Source organism: Bacillus sp. FSL K6-1012, assembly GCF_037964915.1.
GTDB lineage: Bacteria > Bacillota > Bacilli > Bacillales > Bacillaceae > Bacillus > Bacillus halotolerans.
Genome location: NZ_CP150175.1, coordinates 2,283,454 through 2,302,612 on the forward strand (window position 1 = coordinate 2,283,454; position 19,159 = coordinate 2,302,612).

The window sequence follows — 19,159 nt, forward strand, 5'->3', positions numbered from 1 at the left end:
GATGAAAGTTTTGTATATCCAGTCGGGATATGGAGGAATATACAGTTATTTTGACCGCTGGGCTGAAGAATGCTTTCGGCACGCTCAGACAGAATACATGTCTGCAGATACACCAGACACCGAATCGCTGTCACGCATTGAAACGTTTCAGCCGGATTTCGCACTCATGATGGTTGGAGTTCACGTTCCTCACGACTGGCTGACCTGGTTAAAGGGTAAGGGTATTCCCGTATATGTTTGGCTGACAGAAGACCCATTTTATATTGATATCAGTCTTCAGGTGATAAAGCACGCTGACGCAGTTTTAACAATTGACCAAAATGCTGCTCTCTATTATCAGGAGCTTGGTTATCAGCATATCTATTATGTTCCGATTCCTGTTAATCATCGGCTGTTTAAAAAAATGGACACCGAACATTCCTTTCATTCACAATTGCTTATCATCGGCTATCCTTACCCTAATCGGGTTCAGCTTGTGAAAGAAGCGGCATATCTCCCGTACACCGTTCGGGTCATCGGAAAGGAATGGAGAAAATACCTGCCTAAAAAAGTACTCAAACAGCCGCATATAGATGTAGTCAGCACATGGGTTCCGCCTGAACAGGCCGTTCATTATTATAACGGGGCAGACATCGTGATCAATCCGCATCGGCCGTATCATTTTACGTTCAACAAAAATAAAAGCCGCATTAAAAATACAAGCTTTAATAACCGCACCTTTGATATCGCTGCATGCGAAGCATTTCAACTAGTGGATCTCCCTGCGGCATATCCTTTTTCATCCTTTATTTCTTATCACAGCATCAACGACTTTAAGGAAAAAGCCGCTTTCTATATCAATCATCCTGAGGAACGAAACAAAGCTGCGGCGTTAAATTATAAAGAGACCGTTCCTGCTCATACATTTGATGAGCTTCCCGCAAAACTGAAAGCCATTCATCTGGCGCTTTCTTGAAAAATCGTTCATTTCATATGAACGATTTTTTCGTGCACATAAAAAAGCAGCCGAAAATAGGCTGTTTCTTTATTCATCAGATCTGTCCTTCAGCTTCCTTGGATTCACCTGTTTATTCAGGTCAGGTTTTCCGCCTAGATGCTGAGAAATCTGTTCCCATGATACAATTTTGAAATTTTGATTGACAGCTTGTCCATTTTCTATATTTTCTCCGTCCTGTGCTACAAAAATGCCGTACGGATATTTTGGCCCCAGCCCGAAACCAAGAACATCAATACCGTCAGTATCACTCGTCCCGTCTATTTTCTCGCCATCCGTAATTTCAAAATTGGCAATATACCGATTGCCTCCCTGTCTTTCATACAACACATAGCTGTTATTGCCTTGGCTTGAGGCGATAAGATAACCTTTTCCGTCCGGCGCATAATAAATGGTCAAGCCCTCAATATCAGCTGTCAAATGCTTTCCAGAAGCAAGATCAATGACTTTGCCCTGCGATCCTCCAGATGGTTCAGCATTAAATTTCCAAATTGCTGTGTCTTCCTCCGCTATATAGAGATTCCCGTACTCGTCATCTGCGACGAGACCTTCAGTTTGTGAATGTAATTTGAATTGCCGCACTTTTTTCCCTGTTACATATCCCTTTCCATTGTCGGCAATTTCATATTGCTCGAACTCTCCTTGCTTTCCTGTTACCAACGCATAAAATGCCCCTGTTTTTTGGCTGTGATACAGGCTGAAACCGTAAACTTCAGAAATATCAGTGGAAATAGGATGTTTTGGGTCTGTGATGCTTTTCAATTCACCTTTTTCCCCATCAATGGCGTAAACTTCGATCGAATTTTTTCCTTCTGTCCGGTTTGAAGCAGCAGCAATGTCAATCTGTTTGCCGTTGAACGGAAAATCATAACGCAGATCGACATTATTCAGCTTGCCAAACTCGTAAGAATTGATCTGTTTGCCGTCCAAATCATACACGACTAACCCGGACTTCTTGTTTGTCGTTATCAATTTGCTTTTTTCCGGATGCTTTGCATCAACCCAAATGGACGGATCATCCGCTGCGTCATCTCCTGAAGCAACCGGGTCAGTCTCTCCCTTTGCCGTCACTTTGAAATGATTCACTTCATCAGCCTGATGAGCCGATACCGAGTTTGCAGATAGGCTAAGCAATAAACCCGCAGCGGCACTAAACAGAATAGTTTTTGGATACTTCATTTTACAGCCTCCTTATTTTAACCTTCATTTCTTATTGTAAAATATATGTAGTTGATGAATAGTGAGACAATCGAACCTTTTTTTCGTAGTGTTTCTGATTCAAAAGAAAGCTTTTTATATGGACGTGATAAGATCATATGGGACCTGTTTATATGGAGCGAAAAAAGATAATATGAAAATTTAGTACACTGTTTATTTAGTTAGATTAAGCCAATCTCTTCATTTTCTATTAAAAAAGAACACTTTGTGACATCATCATTCCCCTAAATTTCGTTTTATTGGTTGCTTTCATTAACTCGATTAAAATGTTGAACATATGATGCATGGTAGAGAAACGAGAGTTGGAGGATAAGCCATGCCTAAACAGCAAACAGCAGAACTAAAACCATTTTTCCATAACAAAACAGTTTTAGTCACTGGCGGAACGGGTTCAATCGGAAGTCAAATTGTCAAACGCCTTTTGCTGCTTACACCAAAAAAGGTCATTGTATTCAGCAAAGACGACAGTAAACAGTATGTAATGAGTCAAAAGTATGCGGAGGATCAGCGGCTTTCATTTGTACTTGGAGATGTGCGCGACCACCGGAGAGTGAATCAGGTGATGACAGGTGTCGATATCGTCTTTCACGCAGCAGCGCTGAAACAGGTACCGACATGCGAAGACAATCCGTTTGAAGCGATCCAGACCAATCTCATCGGCGGACAGAATGTGGTGGAGGCCGCCCTAATCAATGGAGTACAGCATGTCATCAATATCAGTACAGATAAAGCTGTGTCCCCTGTAAACACAATGGGTGCCACTAAGCTGTTATCTGAAAAGCTGTTTCATCAAGCTAACCGCCACGTTCAAAATAGAGGAACTGTTTTTTGTTCCGTCCGTTTCGGAAATGTTCTCGGCTCAAGAGGTTCAGTCATCCCTATTTTATTTGAACAGATGATGGAAGGTGAACCGTTGACCATCACAGACAAGAACATGACCAGATTTTTTATGTCTATTAATGATGCGGCCACACTGACACTGCAATCAGCCGCTATAACCACAGGCGGAGAAACTTTTATTTTTAAAATGGAATCACTGAAACTCGAGGAATTGATTCATGGATTTGAAGAATACGCAGCGCAGCACGGTCTCCCGCGCCCGACCGCAATAGAAGTCGGCAAGCGTCCAGGTGAAAAGCTTCACGAAGAATTGACATCTCCCCACGAAGTAGAGTCACTATATGAATGGGGCAACCTATATGCTATCCTCCCAGAACCTGAAAAACATCCTGATTTTCGCAAAGTCAATTTGCCCGGATATCAGTCTGATCAGGCTCCTCTTATTACAAAAGACAGAATTGCCCAAATTATTGAAGACCTGCATAAAGAAAAAAAGGCATAAAACAAGCCTGTCTATCCATTAGGCAGGCTTGTTTTTTCTTGCATTTATTTGTCAAATAGGTGCTGATAGCTTTCATATCCCTCTTCTTTGAGCTTATCCTTAGGAATAAACCGCAGCGCCGCAGAATTAATGCAGTAACGAAGTCCACTAGGTCCAGGTCCGTCATTAAATACATGTCCCAGATGGGAATCAGCTGTTCGGCTTCTGACTTCTGTCCGAATCATTCCGTGGCTCGTATCCTGTTTTTCTTCCACTTCTTCTTCCTCAATCGGCTTTGTAAAGCTTGGCCAGCCGCAGTGGGAATCAAATTTATCCTTGGAAGTAAACAAAGGCTTTCCTGACACAATGTCAACATAAAGCCCTTCTTCCTTATGATCCCAATACTCATTTTGAAACGGCGGCTCCGTTCCGTTATTTTGTGTGACCTCGTATTGCATACGGTTTAATGACTTTATTCTTTCTTCTTTATTTAGCGTCATTTATTTCGCCCCCCAATGCTCACTGATAAATCCAGATCTTCCGGAGCCTGTCCGGTAACGCTGATAATGCCCTGGATTCTTTTTATAAAAATGCTGATGGTAATCTTCTGCTTCATAGAATGGTTCAGCCTTTAAAATATCTGTCACGATAGGATCTTTAAAAATGCCGCTTTCCGCCAGCCGTTGTTTTGATGCTTCGGCAAGCTCCTTTTGTTTTTCATTATGATAAAAAATCGCTGCACGGTAAGAGCTGCCGCGATCAGCGAACTGGCCGCCTGCATCTGTCGGATCAATTTGCTGCCAGAACAGCTCTAACAGCTTTTCATAAGGGAATACATCAGGCTCAAACGTGATTTGTACGGCTTCACGATGCCCTGTTGTTTCGCTGCATACTTCTTCATACGTAGGGTTTTCAGTATGGCCGCCTGTATACCCGGACACCACTTTTTCAATTCCCGGCTGTTCGTCAAATGGTTTGACCATACACCAAAAACAGCCGCCTGCAAATGTGGCGAGTTCTTTTTTTTCAGACATACTGGTGCCTCCTTTGTTAATACGTGGTATTATTATATTATAGCATGTAAAAATAGAATGAAAATGATTCTGCTTTTCAATAAAAATCTATAGGTTTTGAGTATTAGCAATTATGTAATGGGGGTTCACAAATTTGAAAGTAAGAACACAAATGATGTATGATATGGAAACTTTACTCCGTAAAGTTTTTAAACAAATACGCAATGAAATCAACGATATTCTAGATAAAGAGCTTTCGCGGAATGAATTTACCATTTTGCGCATTCTAAGTGAACAGGGACCTAAGAAAGTGACGGAATTTGCGCCCATTTTGGAAGTATCGGCAAGCCATATTACCGCAGTGACTGACGCGCTGGTAGAAAAAGAATGGATCACGAGAATCAGATCGAAGGAAGATCGGCGGATCATCCGCATCCATATCACTGAAGCAGGTGAAAAAATCGTTCAGCATTTCAATGAGAAAAAAACTGAATATTTCTTTAAACGCTTTGATTGTTATACGGATACTGAACTCGCCACATTAATCGAGCTTTTCAGCAAACTTGATAAAAAACGGTAAAAAAAGCACATACCCATTTAGGGTATGTGCTTTTCGCAGCGTCTTTCTTATCTTTCAGTAAACAATTTCATCGTTTTCCAGCGGCCGTATCTGTAGTACAAAAACGCCGCACAGCTGCTGAATAAGAAACTCATACCGATTCCGAGACCGATCCCTTTCTGTCCAAGCCAAGCTGAAAACAGAGCCGTGAAAGGATATCTCAAAACCCAAAAAGAAATCAAATTTAAAACCAAAACCTGCATCATTGCCCCAGCAGCTCTGACAATTCCGTTCAGCACAAAATTAATACCGATAAAGGGATAGAAAAACGCAATCCACCGCAAATATTGTTCACCAAACGCTACCGCGTCAGGCTCACTAATAAATAACCTCATTAAATATTTTCCGAATATCCAAATGATAATAGCAATTACGAGCATGCAAGAAAAAACAGACATCACACCAAGCTTCGCAATCGATTCCACTCTTTTATAGTTTCCGAGTCCGATATTTTGTCCCGCCATGCTGTTGACCGCCGTACCGGCCGCCATAGCCGGAAGTGTGATGATGCTGTCCAGCCGCTGCACTGCGCCAAATCCAGAGACCACATGCTCTCCATAAGAGTTGACGACGCTCATGATCGCCATCATTCCGCCTGTAATCACCATCATCTGCAGACCGGCAGGAATACCAAGTTTTAGAATCAATGCAGTCTCTTCCCACTTAGGTGCTCTTGGCATAGAAAACGGAACCAGCTGATGTTTGATGACATAAAACAAACCGTAAAGAAACGCAATGCCCTGTGACAAAACAGTTGAATAAGCCGCTCCCGCAATCCCCATGCGGAAAACAGAAATAAAGAGCGGTGCCAGCACAGCATTCAGCACAACGGCAAAAGCGATGAACCGCAGCGGTGTTTTGCTGTCGCCTAGCGCCCGAAGAACCGTACTGATAAAGTTATAACCAAACAAAAACAGTATGCCGATAAATTGAATCTGCAAATAGATCTCGGCAAGCGGAATCATGGACTCCGGCGTTTGCAGAAGACGCAGCAATGGTTCTGACAGGAAAAAACCGGCTGCGCCGAACCCGATGCTTAAGCCTGTTAATAAAACCACAAAGGCATTTATATAAGACGCCATTCCTTTCTCATCATCTTTTCCCTTTTGCTGAGACAAAATGGTTAAGGTCGCATTATTAAGTCCCAAAATAAAAGACAGCACGGTTAAAACTATCGTGCTTGATACCGCGGCCGCGCCAAGCGCTTTTGCCCCCAGCAAATTGCCGATCCATAAACTGTCTATGAATTGAAAAGAAACCTGCAGAGCATTTCCCAGCATAATAGGCATCGAAAACAGGATAAGCTGCCTCAGCACGTTTCCCTTCGTAAAATCGTGTGCTTTCATTTCTTCTCCTTGTTCTCTTATATTTTCGTCCAGCCGCATGAAAAAAGAGACGGTGCAGCATGTCTCTTTTTTTCATGATTTATCGGTTTTTTTTCGGTCTTTCATGCCAAATGTAAACACCATCACACTCAAAAACAATGCGCAGTACGAAATGTTCAAGTACATTTGATCCATATCCTCAGCGGCCAGATGATGATAAGCCAGCCAGCCGAAGTAAAGGGAAAACGTAAATGATAACAAACTGAAATACTGGTAAATCCGCTTCATTTCAGTCACCTCTATTGTTTAGGATGGTAATAGGAAAACTCAATTTCATCTTTTTCTAAATTAATTTTATCTGCTTTGACATACATACCGTTCGTTAATGGCATTTCAGACAAACGAACCTCAATGCTTTTATCGCCGGGATGAACATGCACAAAGGATGGAAGTTCATAGAAGCTGTCCATATAATTTAACACAAAGCTAATAGGAATACTCAATTTCCCTAAGGAAAATTTCGTTACATTCAGCTCGACATCGCCATTCTTTTTCACGGTCGGCTCAAATGCGATAAACGCGTCAATTGACGTGGAAAATGCTTTGATTTTCCCTGCCACATGGACATCGTCATCTATATCCACTTTGTAATCAAGCTGATTTGACGCTTTCTCGTTTAAATATGAGTTGACAAACGCAGCTAAGGATTCTTTTGTGCTTGTCACTTGAAATCCGTACTCGCTTTTAGAGGTATCCTCTACCTCAGCTTGCTTGCCCGGCAGCATGACCAGCGTCACAAATCCTACTGCTAATACAATATTGATGGCAAGCAATATAAAAAACAGTCGTTTCCAGTTATTCATGATTTCACCCTACTCTTTCGGTAATCCTTCTTTTTCAATTGCTTGATAGACCCGCTTCGCTATTAAGGAATAACCCGTTCCATTAGGATGAAAATCATCTTCCTCAGAAATTCGTTTACTGTCACTTTTTTGATTGAACAAGTCTTCTATATTAATGATTTTTGCATGTTTATCTTTTTTCAGCTCTTTTTTAGCAATGTTGTTCCAATCAGTGACTACCCCGTTTATTTCCTGTAATTCAGATAAAGTAAATGTAAACGGATTATACATGCTGACATAAATCAGCTCTGCGTGATTATTCAGTGCGCGGATTTCTGAAATGATTTTTTTAAAACGCTTTTCGTACGGCTTTTCCTCTTCCTGAAACGGTTCGACGGTTAATTGCAGAAAGTTTTGACGAAGGACCTTCATCAGATCATTACCGCCAATTGTTAAAAAGACATAATCTGCATCTTTTATGCCTTTTTGAACGTTTTTATCTTTTAGTTTCTCTAACAAATCCTCCGAACGATTCCCTTTGACGGCATAATTTTTAACGTCAACCTTTTTGACTTGCTCATTTGACCGGATAGAATCCGCCACCTTGCCGACATATCCCTTGCCCTCAGGATCTCCGACACCTTCTGTAAGCGAATCTCCGACAGCGGCAATGACAATGTGTTCCTTCGTTTTCAGTTCATGGGCTTTTTGTTTTCCCTCAGATGCTGTACGTATGCTCGTACATGCAGTAAGAAGCAAAATCAAACTGGCCATGAGTGCAAAAATGCGCAGTTTCAATCTTGTTGCTCCTCCCCATTCTACTAGTGGAAAGTGTATCATGTTTTAGGAGATTTGAAAATGCCTTGTCTTCGAGATTACTTGAGTTTACTAGCCGCTTTCACATCAGCGATGATGTCATCGTATGGTGTATTTTCTACTCCATTGTAATCTTTTAGCACTTTACCGTCAGGGCCTACTAAATAAAAAGAGGATTGGTGAATGACCTGGTCCTGGCCTTCAGGTTTCTTCACGATCGCTTTAAAGCTATCAAACGCAAACGTCTCGATGTCACTTTGACTGTATCCCGTTAGAAAATCCCAGTTATCAAAAGATAAAGGATAATTTGCCGCAAATTTTTTCAGCTGCTTCGGGTTATCATTCTCAGGATCAACACTAAAGGATACGATACGCACATCTATATTCTCAGCCTTTAATTTCTTTTGAAGATCTGTCATATGAGCCGTCATCGGCGGACACACGGTCTCACAATTGGTAAAAATAAAGTCTGCGAGCCAAACCTTTCCTTTTAAACTGTCTAAAGAAACATTTTTGCCATCTTGGTTTTTAAAAGTAAAAGACTCCACTTGGTAATTAAGCGGATCCTTAATCTGATGTCCTCCGCAGGCACACAAAAGCAGAAAAATCAGCCCCGCCGCCAACCCTTTGATCATCTTCATGTCCTTCACCCTTTCCAGCTTAAAGCGCTTACTAATGCCGCGCTTACCTTCTTACATCTTGTTTAATTCTATACCCGCAAAAAAAATTCCTGCATGCCCCTTCGTCAGCCTGCGAGCGGCATAGCAAAGGGGACACACAGGAATAAACGGCGTATCACGCGTTGTGTTTTAACACCTCTTGATGAAAAACAGCCTGATAATCAGTCCATTTCATCCGGCGCTTCATATATTGTCGGAAAGAATACACTTTTGCCCTGCTTTTTGATGAAAACACTTCTTTTAAGTAGATCTGCAAATGCTGATTCAGCATAAAGAAATAATGTTCATCTTCCTTTAACACAGGTATTTCTGTCACTTTCACCTGAATCCCGTCGCTGCGTTTGAACTCTAGGCTTTTGAGTAACAAGCTATCAATCCTCATTTTTTGATTGTTTTCTTCTATTATATACAATGCCGGCCGGACTGTCTGTCATTTTGCGCGGTTGTGCCGAAAAAATCAGATCAGCAGATGGAATAAATCTTGATCCTTATTTACCTCTAAATAATGAAACGCTTTTTTATTCATCCGTTCAATCAGCGGTCCATAGTCAGCTTTGTTTTGAAGCTCAATGCCGACCAGGGCCGGTCCGTTGCTTTTATTGTTTTTCTTCGTATACTCAAATCGTGTAATGTCATCATTCGGCCCAAGAACTTCGTCAAGAAATTCACGGAGTGCACCAGCTCTTTGCGGAAAATTGACGATAAAATAGTGCTGAAGGCCTTCGAAAATCATAGACCGCTCCTTCATTTCCTGCATTCTTCCGATATCGTTATTGCCGCCGCTGACAACACATACTACGTTTTTCCCTTTAATTTCTTCCTTATATAAATCCAGTGCCGCGACAGAAAGAGCACCCGCCGGTTCAGCGACAATCGCACATTGATTATATAGTTCAAGAATGGCTGTGCATACCTTCCCTTCTGGCACGAGAAGTATGTCATCAACAACGGTTTCTAGCGCTTGAAAGGTTTCATCGCCGATTTTTTTTACAGCCGCTCCGTCCACAAATTTATCAATTTTATCTAACGTGACAACATGTCCAGCTTTGTTAGATTCAAAATAAGACGCAGCACCCGCCGGTTCAACCGCGATTACTTTGGTTTCAGGAGACACGTTTTTCATATACGTGCCGACCCCTGCAAGAAGCCCGCCTCCCCCGACACTTGCAAATAGAAAATGCGGTTCTGTATCAATATCGTTTAAAATTTCAACCGCCAGAGTTCCCTGGCCGGCCATTACATCCGGATCATCAAACGGATGGATAAAGGTGCGGTGTTCCTGCTCACAGCATTCAACTGCGTTTTTATACGCATCATCAAAAGTATCACCTGTCAAAATAATATCGATAAACCCTTTTCCGAACAGTTCAACTTGTGACACTTTTTGTCTTGGTGTTGTGGAAGGCATGAAAATCTTCCCGTGAACGCCCAAGTGTTTACACGAAAACGCTACACCTTGCGCGTGGTTTCCGGCACTTGCACACACGACTCCGTTTTTAGTCTGCTCGTCAGAGAGCTGCTTCATTTTGTTATAAGCCCCTCTGAGTTTAAAAGATCTGACTACCTGCAAGTCTTCTCGTTTCAAATAAATATTGCATTCGTATCTCTCAGAAAGTCTGTCATTCCTTTGCAGCGGTGTGTGAGTCACAACGTCCTTCACGTTTTGATGAGCCTTTAAAATGTCTTTCACTTGGATGAGAGAGTTTTCTTTAAGCAACGGTTTCATGTACAGATTCCTTTCTTGTTTTAAATCCCTATTTAATATGCCATTATAACACGAATATTCAAATAATAAGACAATTATTTTTATTTAGTAAATAAAAAAATGAATCGTATTCTAAGTTCCCCGCACCCGTGATAACATCTGCGTGACCTGTATCCAGCAGCCTAAGAAAAAAGTTTCTTAAAGATAAAAGATGTTTTCATCTGAAAGGCATGCTATAATAGAACCAATTAGAACCAAAAGGAGCCAATAAATGATTACCGCACCTCGACCTTGCACTTTTCATAATCTAATTGGAGAGCATCAACTATTTCTCGAAACAAAACGAGTCGCCATGCAGTTCGCCCTATCAGAGCTTCCTGTCCTGATCACAGGAAAGGTCGGAACAGGCAAGGATCATTTTGCACAAGCCATACACCAAGGCTCTTCAAGAAACGGCGAACCATTGATCAGTATCAATTGCAGCACCCATTCAGAAGAAAACCTTGCATACGAGCTTTTTGGCGCTGATGATGCCTTGGGTGCGTTTCAAAAAGCGGCCCGAGGTACACTTTTTCTTAATGACGTATGGAGTATGCCGGTTTCTGTACAAGCTAAGCTTCTAGAAGCACTTGACTCAGAGGGGGAAAAACCGAGAATCATCTGTGCTTCTGCAATCCCGATAACAGAAGTTGCTGAAAATACATTCAGGCAGGACTTATTTTACAGGCTGAACATTTTAACGCTCACATTGCCGGTGCTGTCCGAGCGAAAAAGCGATATCCCCCTTTTGACCCAGTATTTCCTTTCGGAATCGGGGCAGCAATTGTTAATTGACCCCTCAGTCTTTCCGCTGCTTGAACAGCATCCCTTTGATGGGAATGTAAGAGAATTAAAAAACACTGCAGATTATATGGCGGCTGTATCAAGCGGAGGAACCATTCATCCGTATGACGTGCCGCCGTATATACGGGACGGGCTAAATGAAAAAACGACGAAGAAAAAAGCGAAGCTTCTGACTTTAATGGAAAAAGCCGAGTTTCTGTTTATTTTGGAAACCATAAAAGTGTTAAATGAAAAAGGCGAACCGGCAAGCAGACGGATTATCTCTGAAAGCAGCAAAAACAGCCAAATCTCTTTAACGCCGCAGCAGGTCAGAAGCCGTCTCGATTATTTGGAGAAGAAAGAGTATGTGACAAAAAGCCGCGGACGTGCGGGCACGAAAATCACTTTAGAAGGGCTGAATTTTTTAGAAACGCTGCAAAAACAAATGATGTAGCAGCTAAAGAGAGGAGAATGTACGTGTATACAATAAAAGAAGAGATCGCCAACGCCATTACCCACGGCATCGGTGTGTTCTTATCCATACCAGCATTAGTGTTTCTCATCATATTTGCGGCTAATTACGGGTCCGCATGGGATATCGTCAGTTTTACCATATTTGGTGTTTCCATGCTGCTGCTTTATTTGAGCTCCACGCTGCTTCACAGCATTCAGCACAAAAAGGCGAAAGATATTTTGGAGATTATTGACCATAGCGCTATTTACGTGTTGATCGCCGGAACCTATACCCCTTTTCTGCTTGGGCCGTTAAAAGGCACACTCGGCTTCACCCTGCTGATCATCGTTTGGGCGCTTGCCCTTGGCGGAATCGTATTCAAAATTTTCTTCGTAAAACGGTTTATCATTTTATCTACCTTGATGTATTTATTAATGGGATGGCTAATGATTATCGCGGTTAAGCCTTTATATGCTTCACTGACAGGAGCTGGATTCAGCCTTCTTTTGCTTGGCGGTCTGTTGTATTCAGCCGGAACGATCTTTTATATTTGGAGAAAGATCCCCTTCCATCATGCCATTTGGCACAGCTTTGTTTTAGGCGGGAGTGCGGCGATGTTTTTCTGCGTGCTGTTCTATTGTGTGAAAGTGCCGTTTTTATCCTAATGAAAAAGCGCAGTCTCAGTGACTGCGCTTTTTTAGGCCCGTAATTGCTTCTCACTTGCCGGTATATAAGCCTTGGAAAATGACACTTCTATATCTGCTGGCTTTAAGCGTTTAACAAGCGATCCCTTCAGCAGTTCATCGGTTCCTTTCGTTTCCACCATTACAACCGGAAGGCTGCAGCGGGCTGCAAGTTCCAATGGATTGATACAGCCATCTAAAGAAAGAATCATGCTTTGGCCTTTTTCTAATTGGGTCAAAATATCTTCATATACCATGTCTGAACTGCTCTCTCGAATGACATTCATCCGTTCAAGCCATTGCCCGATAATCGGTAAACAAAACACTTTGGGATTTGTGATAAATCCGGCTGGTTCTTCAATATACCCGGCAATCAAAGCAAGTTCAGGCAATCCTAAACGAGAATGCACATACAAAACAGGACCGCTCGGTATCGGCTCTGGCTGATGAATGGTGATGACAGATCCTGAAATGCCGATACAGCCTTCCAAAAACGCCTTTGGCTGCTCGTAAACGAGCGTCATCTGTTTTTTGTATGACAGACGCGGATCCAGCATTCTTTGATTAAACAATTGTTTTATATTTTTTAACAGCATATACACAATGTAAATCACTAGACAGCTGTAGCGAATCAATTAAAATCCTCCCGCTTCAGATGATACATTCTTTTTTTCATACACTAAAAATTCATAGTCATACGGATTTTTTTCGTCCTTAGTCCCTTGCTCAGAAGAAACAAGTTTCCATTTGCTCTCATCAAATTCAGGAAAGTAGCGGTCTCCATCAAACTGGTGATGAATTTTTGTCATATACAGCCTGTCCGCATAAGGGAACAGCGCCGTGTAAAGCTGTGCGCCTCCGATCACGAAGCATTCCTCAGTATCTGAGGCAATCTGGAACACATCCTCTATTGAACTGACGACGGTACAACCGGGAAATTCTGAATCGTGTGCAGATGTCACAACAATATTTTTCCGATTCGGAAGCGGACGTCCAATTGATTCATATGTTTTTCGCCCCATGATGATTGAATGTCCTGAGGTTATTTTTTTAAAGTATGCAAGGTCATTCGGCAAATGCCACGGCAAATCATTGTCCTTCCCGATAAGCCGGTTGGCATCCATCGCGAAAATGAATGAAATCATACGCTGACCGCTCCTTTAATATGCGGATGCGGATTGTAATCTTCAATGATAAAGTCATCAAACGTAAAGCCGAAAATCGAATCAACCTCTCTGGCAAAACGAAGCTTCGGCAGCGGGCGGACATCTCTAGTCAGCTGCAAGTTAACCTGTTCAATGTGATTTTGATAAATATGAACATCGCCGAATGTATGAATAAACTCGCCCGGCTCAAGCCCTGTTACATGCGCGATCATCATCGTAAGCAGCGCATAAGAAGCTATATTAAACGGCACACCGAGGAAAACATCGGCTGAGCGCTGATAAAGCTGGCAGGACAGCTTGCCGTCAGATACATAAAATTGGAACAGGCAGTGGCACGGAGGCAAGGCCATTTTATCGATTTCACCAACATTCCATGCACTGACGATTAAGCGTCTTGAGTTCGGATTTGTTTTAATATCTTCCACAAGACGTGAAATTTGATCAATGGTTTCTCCGTCAGCTCCCCGCCACGAACGCCATTGCGAACCATATACAGGTCCGAGCTCGCCGTTTTCATCGGCCCACTCATTCCAAATACGCACTCCGTTTTCCTGCAGATAGCGTACATTGGTATCACCCTTTAAAAACCAAAGCAGCTCGTGCGCAATTGATTTAAAGTGAAGTTTTTTTGTGGTCAGCATCGGGAAGCCTTCCTGTAAATTAAATCTCATTTGATAGCCGAAGGTGCTGATTGTTCCGGTTCCTGTACGGTCACCCTTTTTTTCACCATGATCTAAAACATGTCGGCATAAATCTTTATATTGTTTCATTTTATTCATCCTTTAAAAGTAGTCTTATAGTAGTGTAACACAATAAAAAATCATTTCTGAACCCAGAAATGATTTTTTTATAAGTCAGCTGACAACAGGCTTTTCGTCCTGTTCCTTTTCTTCATCTTGCAGATCCTGATGCGTATGGGCAATTCTGCTCGCTGCTGCGGCTGCAAGTGCAGCCACAATATCATCCAAAAACGTATGGATGCCGTCAGGGCTTTCATCGAGCTCCTTAATAATTCCGATCTTCTCTTTATCCAAATAACCAAAGTTGGTCAAACCGATCGAGCCGTACACATTAACGATTGAAAGAGGGATAATTTCATCTATGCCGTACAGCGGTTCATCTGTTTCAACAAGATGCTGCAGCGGTTCAGGAAGCAGTTTCTGCTCTGCAAGCTGATCAAGCGCCAGCCCGGTTAAAACAGCATGGATAATTTCACGCTTGTTCAGTACTTTTTCTACATTCTCCATACATACACTAAGCGGGAGATTTGGATTGTATTTTTCCTGAAGTTTTTGAACAATACGCGCAATATCTTCTATCATAACGCCCCGTTTGTTCAGCATATCTTTTGTTATATCGACCATTTCATTCATTGTGTACTTTTTCATATCTAATGGCATCTCCTTTAGGCACTCATCCAGTTGGGAGGTGTGTTGCGGTCCCAATAAATGCTCCCAAGCTCATGGTGTGATTGAAATCCATCTTCTGCTGTATGATAATGAAAATTAAACCAGTAGCCGTCATGAGGAGGGTGATCTCTGCGCACATGGAACCTGAGGAGGTCTTCTCCGGTTGTCCGATTGTAAACATGAAAGATTTTCTCCGTTTTCCCCGCTGAAGGCTTGCTTGAAATCACAACATCTTGATACGCTTCGTCATCTTGTAATGTCGCTAAAAAGTCACATATGACGTTTTCGATTTTCGGCAGAATCTCTTTCCGATAGTCATCTTCAATGACCGGAGCAATTTTGCTGCCAAATTTCAAAAAGGACTGATTTTCAGCGCTGTCAAGGAGCTGTTCCTTGTACGATTGAAAAAGTAATTCGGGGTCTCGCCTGTCTTCCGATTCATAATCATCGTACAAATCATGCTCATCATAAAAAGCGGTGTAATCATTCTGCTCAAGACTGCTCGGCTGTCCTGAAGGCTTGTCTGCCATGAGAGCAGCCGGAGGAGATACGAGCCCGAACGTTACGATGGTAAATAAAACCACAAGGGTCTTTCTCATCCACAATTTCATGACTGCTTATTCCTCTCTATTTTATTGTCATGTTTCTCTTATTTTATCATAGGTCGAACTTACAAGTCATGTACTATATGAAGCTCTAAGTCAATTTAGGAGATTTGTTGCTTTGCCCCGTGTGTAAAAACGCTTACAATATAATATGAAAGGAGGCCTTCCGCATGATTGACGCTTTATTTGCAACGGTTTCACTTTTAACATTATTATACTTTGTCGTCATGGAAGTCACCGATTAGAAACAAGCCCGTGAGGTTCTTCACGGGCTTGTTTCGCTTGCGATTTGAATAACACCGTAGTGAAAAAGCGCTGTTTTTCTTTTCAATACGTTAAAACCAAATTGGTCAAAGTGCGGGCTTTTCCAATGGTCTTTGAGTACAACGCTTTTTCTGGCTGCCCGCACCGCTTCTTTGATGCAGCCGTCGGCCAATGCAGAATCCTCAGCCAGCTCGCGTAATGGCGCAATGCCGTCAGACGACTCTACAGGCTCATGAAACATCGGATCAAAATAAATGACATCTACTGATTTGTCAGGCAGCTGCTTTAGATAGTCAAAGCAATCCGCATGATTCACTTGTATTCTTCTCATGGCAGCTTGAAGCTGTTCTATACCGGTTTCCCACGAATGGAGCCCCGTATTCACCAGAACGGACACAAGCTTGTTTTTTTCCAGCCCGATCACCGACCCGGTTTCACCAACGGCCATACTTGCGATAATTGCGTCGGAAGCCAGACCGAGCGTGCAATCCAAAAAAGAATCTCCCGCCGTTAAGCCGGCTGCCCGAAGCATTGGCTCTTGCTCGCCGCGCATAAACCGTTTAGCTCTGAACATCGCTGTATTCGGATGAAAAAAGAATTTACCGCCTTGTTTTGTATAAAGTTCGAACCGCTCTTTTCCAATCACGAGCAAATCACGCTCAGCTGACTTCAGCATATTTTCAACCGTTTGTTTATTTCGGTCGCAATATCGTATACCCAGCTCTTCCGAAAGCATTTTTGCGATCTTTATCGTGTGGTCAGACGGTCTATAGCTTGTTGTAATCATGATCTATACTCCAAAAGAAAATGCCCGGAAAACGGGCATTTAGCAGTGTGCATCAAAGGCGTCAGTTAAGTTTTTCATGATTTCTTCCATTTCGTGCCCTTCAATCTCATGACGCGGAATAAAATGCACGACTTCTTTGCCTTTCAAAAGAGCCATTGACGGCGAAGAAGGCTCCTGGCCTGTAAAATACTCCCGCATTTTTGCAGTGGCTTCTTTATCTTGGCCCGCAAATACTGTCACCGTATTGTCAGGTGTTTTGTCGTTCTGCAGGACTGCCTGAGTTGCCGCAGGACGCGCAAGACCAGCTGCACAGCCGCAAACAGAGTTAACGACTACGAGAGTTGTGCCCTCTGCCTTTTCCATAAAATTCTCCACTTCTTCTGCCGTTGTTAATTCTTCAAAACCGGCCCCAGTCAGCTCGCGGCGCATCGGAACGACAAGCTGGCGCATATATTCTTCATAAGCCATTGACATAAAAAAAGCCCCCTCTATTATCCTTCATCTGAAGTAAAGGATACTATAGAGAGAGCCGGATTTCAAATGTTCACATCTTAAAATAAGAGAATGTGATCATGATGTCTAGATTTTCATGATACCGCCCGTATTGGCACTTGTTACAAGTTTAGAATAACGGGCTAAATAGCCGGTTTTCACTTTTGGCTCAAAGCCTTTCCAATTCGCTTTCCGTTTTTCCCATTCTTCTTCCGGCACTTGAACGTCCAGGATGCGTTTTTCAATATCAACGATGATATGATCGCCGTTTTCAACAAAGGCAAGCGGTCCGCCTTCTGCTGCCTCTGGTGATACGTGTCCGATTGAAAGGCCTCGTGATGCTCCGGAAAAACGTCCGTCTGTAATCAGCGCTACTTTCGGACCAAGCCCCATTCCGACAATCTGTGATGTAGGTGCAAGCATTTCAGGCATACCCGGCCCGCCCTTTGGCCCTTCGTAACGAATGATGACGACATCGCCTTCTTTTACTTTCCGGTTGATAATGCCGTCTAGCGCCTCATCCTGAGAGTCGAATACGACAGCCGGCCCTTCGTGTCTCGTAATTCCGTTCTGTACGCCGCCGGTTTTGATGATAGCGCCGTCCGGAGCCAGATTTCCGAATAATACGGCAAGGCCGCCCTTTTCAGTGAATGGCTGATCTAACGGATGAATCACGTTATAATCCTTCACTTCATGTCCGGCAATGGTTTCTCCAAGCGTCTCACCTGTAACTGTCAGCGCGTCCAAATGAAGTGCTCCTTCTTTTTTGGAAAGCTCATTCAATGCTGCAGACACACCGCCCGCTTCATGAAGATCTTCAATAAATACATCAGATGCAGGCGCCAGCTTGGCCAAATGCGGCACGCGCTCTGCGACTTCATTGATGCGTTCTAAAGAGTATTCAACGCCCGCTTCATTTGCAAGGGCAAGCGTATGAAGTACAGTATTTGTTGAACCGCCGAGCGCCATATCAAGCGCAAACGCGTTATCAATCGCTTTTACTGTAACGATATCTCTCGGTTTGATGTCTTTGCGAATGGTTTCCATTAATTGCGCAGCTGATTTTCTGACAAACTCTTTTCGTTCCGGTGATGTCGCGAGAATGGTTCCATTACCAGGCAAAGCCAATCCAAGCGCCTCTGACAGACAGTTCATTGAGTTTGCTGTAAACATTCCCGAGCAAGATCCGCATGTCGGGCAGCCGAACTGTTCTAATTCTTGAAGTTCGCTTTCGCCGATTTTTCCAGCTTGATAAGCACCGACTCCCTCAAATACTGAAGAAAGAGAGATTTTGCGGCCGTCGCTTGTTCTTCCTGCCGCCATCGGTCCTCCGCTGACAAAAATGGTCGGAATGTTGATGCGCATAGCCGCCATAAGCATTCCCGGCGTGATTTTATCACAGTTCGGAATACAGACCATTCCGTCAAACCAGTGCGCTGATACGACAGTTTCCACTGAGTCCGCGATGATCTCACGGCTCGGGAGCGAATATCTCATTCCGATATGCCCCATCGCAATTCCGTCATCTACACCGATTGTATTAAATTCAAACGGTACGCCTCCGGCTTCTCTGATTGCTTCTTTTACGATTTTCCCAAACTCCTGCAAGTGAACATGACCGGGAACGATATCAATATATGAGTTACAAACCGCAATAAACGGTTTACCAAAATCCTCTTCTTTTACACCTGCTGCGCGGAGCAAACTGCGGTGCGGTGCTCTATCGATTCCTTGTGTGATCATGTTACTGCGTAATTCTGCCATGGTGATCCTCCTAAATAGTCTCAATTGTTAGATTGAATTTTATTTTAACAATTTTCAGTTTATTTGTGGGCCGTTTTAGCTAAATCGCATGATTTCAGGCCGCCCTTTCCTCTGTTGTTTGATTCATGTTTTTATATTTATATAGCTTTCTGTCGATGGGAACCCTCCAACTATTAATAT

23 protein-coding genes are annotated in these 19,159 nt (G+C 42.8%); 5 read left to right on the forward strand and 18 right to left on the reverse strand.

Annotated elements, in window-relative coordinates; all coding sequences use genetic code 11:
* Nucleotide 1 precedes the first annotated feature (1 nt).
* The gene (locus NSS75_RS11585; RefSeq protein ID WP_101860536.1) at nucleotides 2-955 is read left to right on the forward strand and encodes a DUF3880 domain-containing protein; all 954 of its coding nucleotides are present in this window, start codon (nucleotides 2-4) and stop codon (nucleotides 953-955) included.
* A gap of 69 nt (nucleotides 956-1,024) precedes the next feature.
* Here the strand turns inward: NSS75_RS11585 and NSS75_RS11590 are convergent, their stop codons facing one another.
* Nucleotides 1,025-2,173: a phytase gene (locus tag NSS75_RS11590; protein ID WP_185848899.1), complete on the reverse strand. Its 1,149-nt coding sequence runs from the start codon at nucleotides 2,171-2,173 to the stop codon at nucleotides 1,025-1,027.
* Nucleotides 2,174-2,528: 355 nt separating this feature from the next.
* On the opposite strand from NSS75_RS11590, the gene NSS75_RS11595 reads away from it, so the two are divergent.
* Nucleotides 2,529-3,554, forward strand: a complete 1,026-nt coding sequence (locus NSS75_RS11595) for a nucleoside-diphosphate sugar epimerase/dehydratase (RefSeq protein ID WP_095713131.1) — start codon at nucleotides 2,529-2,531, stop codon at nucleotides 3,552-3,554.
* Between the two features lie 44 nt (nucleotides 3,555-3,598).
* Here NSS75_RS11595 and msrB read toward each other — a convergent pair whose 3' ends face one another.
* Nucleotides 3,599-4,033, reverse strand: a complete 435-nt coding sequence (msrB, locus tag NSS75_RS11600) for a peptide-methionine (R)-S-oxide reductase MsrB (RefSeq protein ID WP_024121776.1) — start codon at nucleotides 4,031-4,033, stop codon at nucleotides 3,599-3,601.
* Entirely contained in the window at nucleotides 4,034-4,567 is a 534-nt protein-coding gene (gene msrA / locus NSS75_RS11605; protein ID WP_024121777.1) for a peptide-methionine (S)-S-oxide reductase MsrA, read from the reverse strand.
* Nucleotides 4,568-4,700: 133 nt separating this feature from the next.
* On the opposite strand from msrA, the gene NSS75_RS11610 reads away from it, so the two are divergent.
* The gene (locus NSS75_RS11610; protein ID WP_024121778.1) at nucleotides 4,701-5,126 is read left to right on the forward strand and encodes a MarR family transcriptional regulator; all 426 of its coding nucleotides are present in this window, start codon (nucleotides 4,701-4,703) and stop codon (nucleotides 5,124-5,126) included.
* A 47-nt stretch (nucleotides 5,127-5,173) separates the two neighbouring features.
* Here NSS75_RS11610 and NSS75_RS11615 read toward each other — a convergent pair whose 3' ends face one another.
* From NSS75_RS11615 to ilvA, 7 genes are all read right to left on the reverse strand, one after another.
* Nucleotides 5,174-6,511, reverse strand: coding sequence for an MATE family efflux transporter (locus NSS75_RS11615; protein WP_339233158.1), 1,338 nt, complete (start codon nucleotides 6,509-6,511; stop codon nucleotides 5,174-5,176).
* A 72-nt stretch (nucleotides 6,512-6,583) separates the two neighbouring features.
* On the reverse strand, nucleotides 6,584-6,778 hold the full coding sequence (gene ypmT / locus NSS75_RS11620; RefSeq protein ID WP_044155479.1) for a protein YpmT: 195 nt from the start codon (nucleotides 6,776-6,778) through the stop codon (nucleotides 6,584-6,586).
* 11 nt (nucleotides 6,779-6,789) lie between these two features.
* Entirely contained in the window at nucleotides 6,790-7,353 is a 564-nt protein-coding gene (locus tag NSS75_RS11625; protein ID WP_069487337.1) for a YpmS family protein, read from the reverse strand.
* A gap of 9 nt (nucleotides 7,354-7,362) precedes the next feature.
* Entirely contained in the window at nucleotides 7,363-8,130 is a 768-nt protein-coding gene (locus NSS75_RS11630) for an SGNH/GDSL hydrolase family protein (RefSeq protein WP_095713132.1), read from the reverse strand.
* 77 nt (nucleotides 8,131-8,207) lie between these two features.
* A complete protein-coding gene (locus NSS75_RS11635; protein ID WP_101860403.1) occupies nucleotides 8,208-8,789 on the reverse strand; it encodes an SCO family protein in 582 nt (193 codons plus the stop codon).
* 154 nt (nucleotides 8,790-8,943) lie between these two features.
* The gene (locus tag NSS75_RS11640; RefSeq protein WP_024121785.1) at nucleotides 8,944-9,195 is read right to left on the reverse strand and encodes a DUF2535 family protein; all 252 of its coding nucleotides are present in this window, start codon (nucleotides 9,193-9,195) and stop codon (nucleotides 8,944-8,946) included.
* Between the two features lie 90 nt (nucleotides 9,196-9,285).
* Nucleotides 9,286-10,554: a threonine ammonia-lyase IlvA gene (gene ilvA / locus NSS75_RS11645; RefSeq protein ID WP_095713134.1), complete on the reverse strand. Its 1,269-nt coding sequence runs from the start codon at nucleotides 10,552-10,554 to the stop codon at nucleotides 9,286-9,288.
* A gap of 250 nt (nucleotides 10,555-10,804) precedes the next feature.
* On the opposite strand from ilvA, the gene NSS75_RS11650 reads away from it, so the two are divergent.
* Both NSS75_RS11650 and NSS75_RS11655 read left to right on the forward strand, forming a co-directional pair.
* Entirely contained in the window at nucleotides 10,805-11,809 is a 1,005-nt protein-coding gene (locus tag NSS75_RS11650; protein ID WP_339233162.1) for a sigma 54-interacting transcriptional regulator, read from the forward strand.
* A gap of 23 nt (nucleotides 11,810-11,832) precedes the next feature.
* Entirely contained in the window at nucleotides 11,833-12,474 is a 642-nt protein-coding gene (locus NSS75_RS11655) for a hemolysin III family protein (protein ID WP_024121788.1), read from the forward strand.
* A 32-nt stretch (nucleotides 12,475-12,506) separates the two neighbouring features.
* On the opposite strand, the gene NSS75_RS11660 is transcribed toward NSS75_RS11655, so the two are convergent.
* The 8 genes from NSS75_RS11660 to ilvD all read right to left on the reverse strand — a co-directional run bounded on the left by NSS75_RS11660 (nucleotide 12,507) and on the right by ilvD (nucleotide 18,979).
* On the reverse strand, nucleotides 12,507-13,127 hold the full coding sequence (locus tag NSS75_RS11660; RefSeq protein WP_326323920.1) for a 1-acyl-sn-glycerol-3-phosphate acyltransferase: 621 nt from the start codon (nucleotides 13,125-13,127) through the stop codon (nucleotides 12,507-12,509).
* Nucleotides 13,128-13,637, reverse strand: coding sequence for a dihydrofolate reductase DfrA (gene dfrA / locus NSS75_RS11665; protein ID WP_103671791.1), 510 nt, complete (start codon nucleotides 13,635-13,637; stop codon nucleotides 13,128-13,130).
* Complete coding sequence (locus NSS75_RS11670) at nucleotides 13,634-14,428, reverse strand: thymidylate synthase (RefSeq protein WP_101864404.1); 795 nt, start codon at nucleotides 14,426-14,428, stop codon at nucleotides 13,634-13,636. Before NSS75_RS11670 ends, dfrA begins: the two co-directional genes overlap by 4 nt.
* Nucleotides 14,429-14,512: 84 nt before the next feature.
* Nucleotides 14,513-15,046 (reverse strand): phosphatidylglycerophosphatase A, encoded by a 534-nt coding sequence (locus tag NSS75_RS11675; protein WP_003230797.1) that lies wholly within the window; start codon nucleotides 15,044-15,046, stop codon nucleotides 14,513-14,515.
* Nucleotides 15,047-15,063: 17 nt separating this feature from the next.
* Complete coding sequence (locus tag NSS75_RS11680) at nucleotides 15,064-15,678, reverse strand: YpjP family protein (RefSeq protein WP_095713138.1); 615 nt, start codon at nucleotides 15,676-15,678, stop codon at nucleotides 15,064-15,066.
* 259 nt (nucleotides 15,679-15,937) lie between these two features.
* Nucleotides 15,938-16,723: a class I SAM-dependent methyltransferase gene (locus NSS75_RS11685; RefSeq protein ID WP_339233167.1), complete on the reverse strand. Its 786-nt coding sequence runs from the start codon at nucleotides 16,721-16,723 to the stop codon at nucleotides 15,938-15,940.
* Between the two features lie 39 nt (nucleotides 16,724-16,762).
* Nucleotides 16,763-17,197: a bacilliredoxin BrxA gene (brxA, locus tag NSS75_RS11690; protein WP_024121794.1), complete on the reverse strand. Its 435-nt coding sequence runs from the start codon at nucleotides 17,195-17,197 to the stop codon at nucleotides 16,763-16,765.
* A gap of 105 nt (nucleotides 17,198-17,302) precedes the next feature.
* Nucleotides 17,303-18,979 carry a dihydroxy-acid dehydratase gene (gene ilvD / locus NSS75_RS11695; RefSeq protein ID WP_024121795.1) on the reverse strand — a complete coding sequence of 559 codons (1,677 nt, stop codon included), beginning with the start codon at nucleotides 18,977-18,979 and terminating at the stop codon, nucleotides 17,303-17,305.
* Nucleotides 18,980-19,159 lie beyond the last annotated feature (180 nt).

What these genes read in the sequence shown, in the direction of transcription:
- NSS75_RS11585 (WP_101860536.1), top strand. Translation starts at nt 2, where the DNA reads ATGAAAGTTTTGTATATCCAGTCGGGATATGGAGGAATATACAGTTAT.
- NSS75_RS11590 (WP_185848899.1), bottom strand. Translation starts at nt 2,173, where the DNA reads ATGAAGTATCCAAAAACTATTCTGTTTAGTGCCGCTGCGGGTTTATTG.
- NSS75_RS11595 (WP_095713131.1), top strand. Translation starts at nt 2,529, where the DNA reads ATGCCTAAACAGCAAACAGCAGAACTAAAACCATTTTTCCATAACAAA.
- msrB (WP_024121776.1), bottom strand. Translation starts at nt 4,033, where the DNA reads ATGACGCTAAATAAAGAAGAAAGAATAAAGTCATTAAACCGTATGCAA.
- msrA (WP_024121777.1), bottom strand. Translation starts at nt 4,567, where the DNA reads ATGTCTGAAAAAAAAGAACTCGCCACATTTGCAGGCGGCTGTTTTTGG.
- NSS75_RS11615 (WP_339233158.1), bottom strand. Translation starts at nt 6,511, where the DNA reads ATGAAAGCACACGATTTTACGAAGGGAAACGTGCTGAGGCAGCTTATC.
- ypmT (WP_044155479.1), bottom strand. Translation starts at nt 6,778, where the DNA reads ATGAAGCGGATTTACCAGTATTTCAGTTTGTTATCATTTACGTTTTCC.
- NSS75_RS11625 (WP_069487337.1), bottom strand. Translation starts at nt 7,353, where the DNA reads ATGAATAACTGGAAACGACTGTTTTTTATATTGCTTGCCATCAATATT.
- NSS75_RS11635 (WP_101860403.1), bottom strand. Translation starts at nt 8,789, where the DNA reads ATGAAGATGATCAAAGGGTTGGCGGCGGGGCTGATTTTTCTGCTTTTG.
- ilvA (WP_095713134.1), bottom strand. Translation starts at nt 10,554, where the DNA reads ATGAAACCGTTGCTTAAAGAAAACTCTCTCATCCAAGTGAAAGACATT.
- NSS75_RS11650 (WP_339233162.1), top strand. Translation starts at nt 10,805, where the DNA reads ATGATTACCGCACCTCGACCTTGCACTTTTCATAATCTAATTGGAGAG.
- dfrA (WP_103671791.1), bottom strand. Translation starts at nt 13,637, where the DNA reads ATGATTTCATTCATTTTCGCGATGGATGCCAACCGGCTTATCGGGAAG.
- NSS75_RS11670 (WP_101864404.1), bottom strand. Translation starts at nt 14,428, where the DNA reads ATGAAACAATATAAAGATTTATGCCGACATGTTTTAGATCATGGTGAA.
- NSS75_RS11675 (WP_003230797.1), bottom strand. Translation starts at nt 15,046, where the DNA reads ATGAAAAAGTACACAATGAATGAAATGGTCGATATAACAAAAGATATG.
- NSS75_RS11680 (WP_095713138.1), bottom strand. Translation starts at nt 15,678, where the DNA reads ATGAAATTGTGGATGAGAAAGACCCTTGTGGTTTTATTTACCATCGTA.
- NSS75_RS11685 (WP_339233167.1), bottom strand. Translation starts at nt 16,723, where the DNA reads ATGATTACAACAAGCTATAGACCGTCTGACCACACGATAAAGATCGCA.
- brxA (WP_024121794.1), bottom strand. Translation starts at nt 17,197, where the DNA reads ATGTCAATGGCTTATGAAGAATATATGCGCCAGCTTGTCGTTCCGATG.
- ilvD (WP_024121795.1), bottom strand. Translation starts at nt 18,979, where the DNA reads ATGGCAGAATTACGCAGTAACATGATCACACAAGGAATCGATAGAGCA.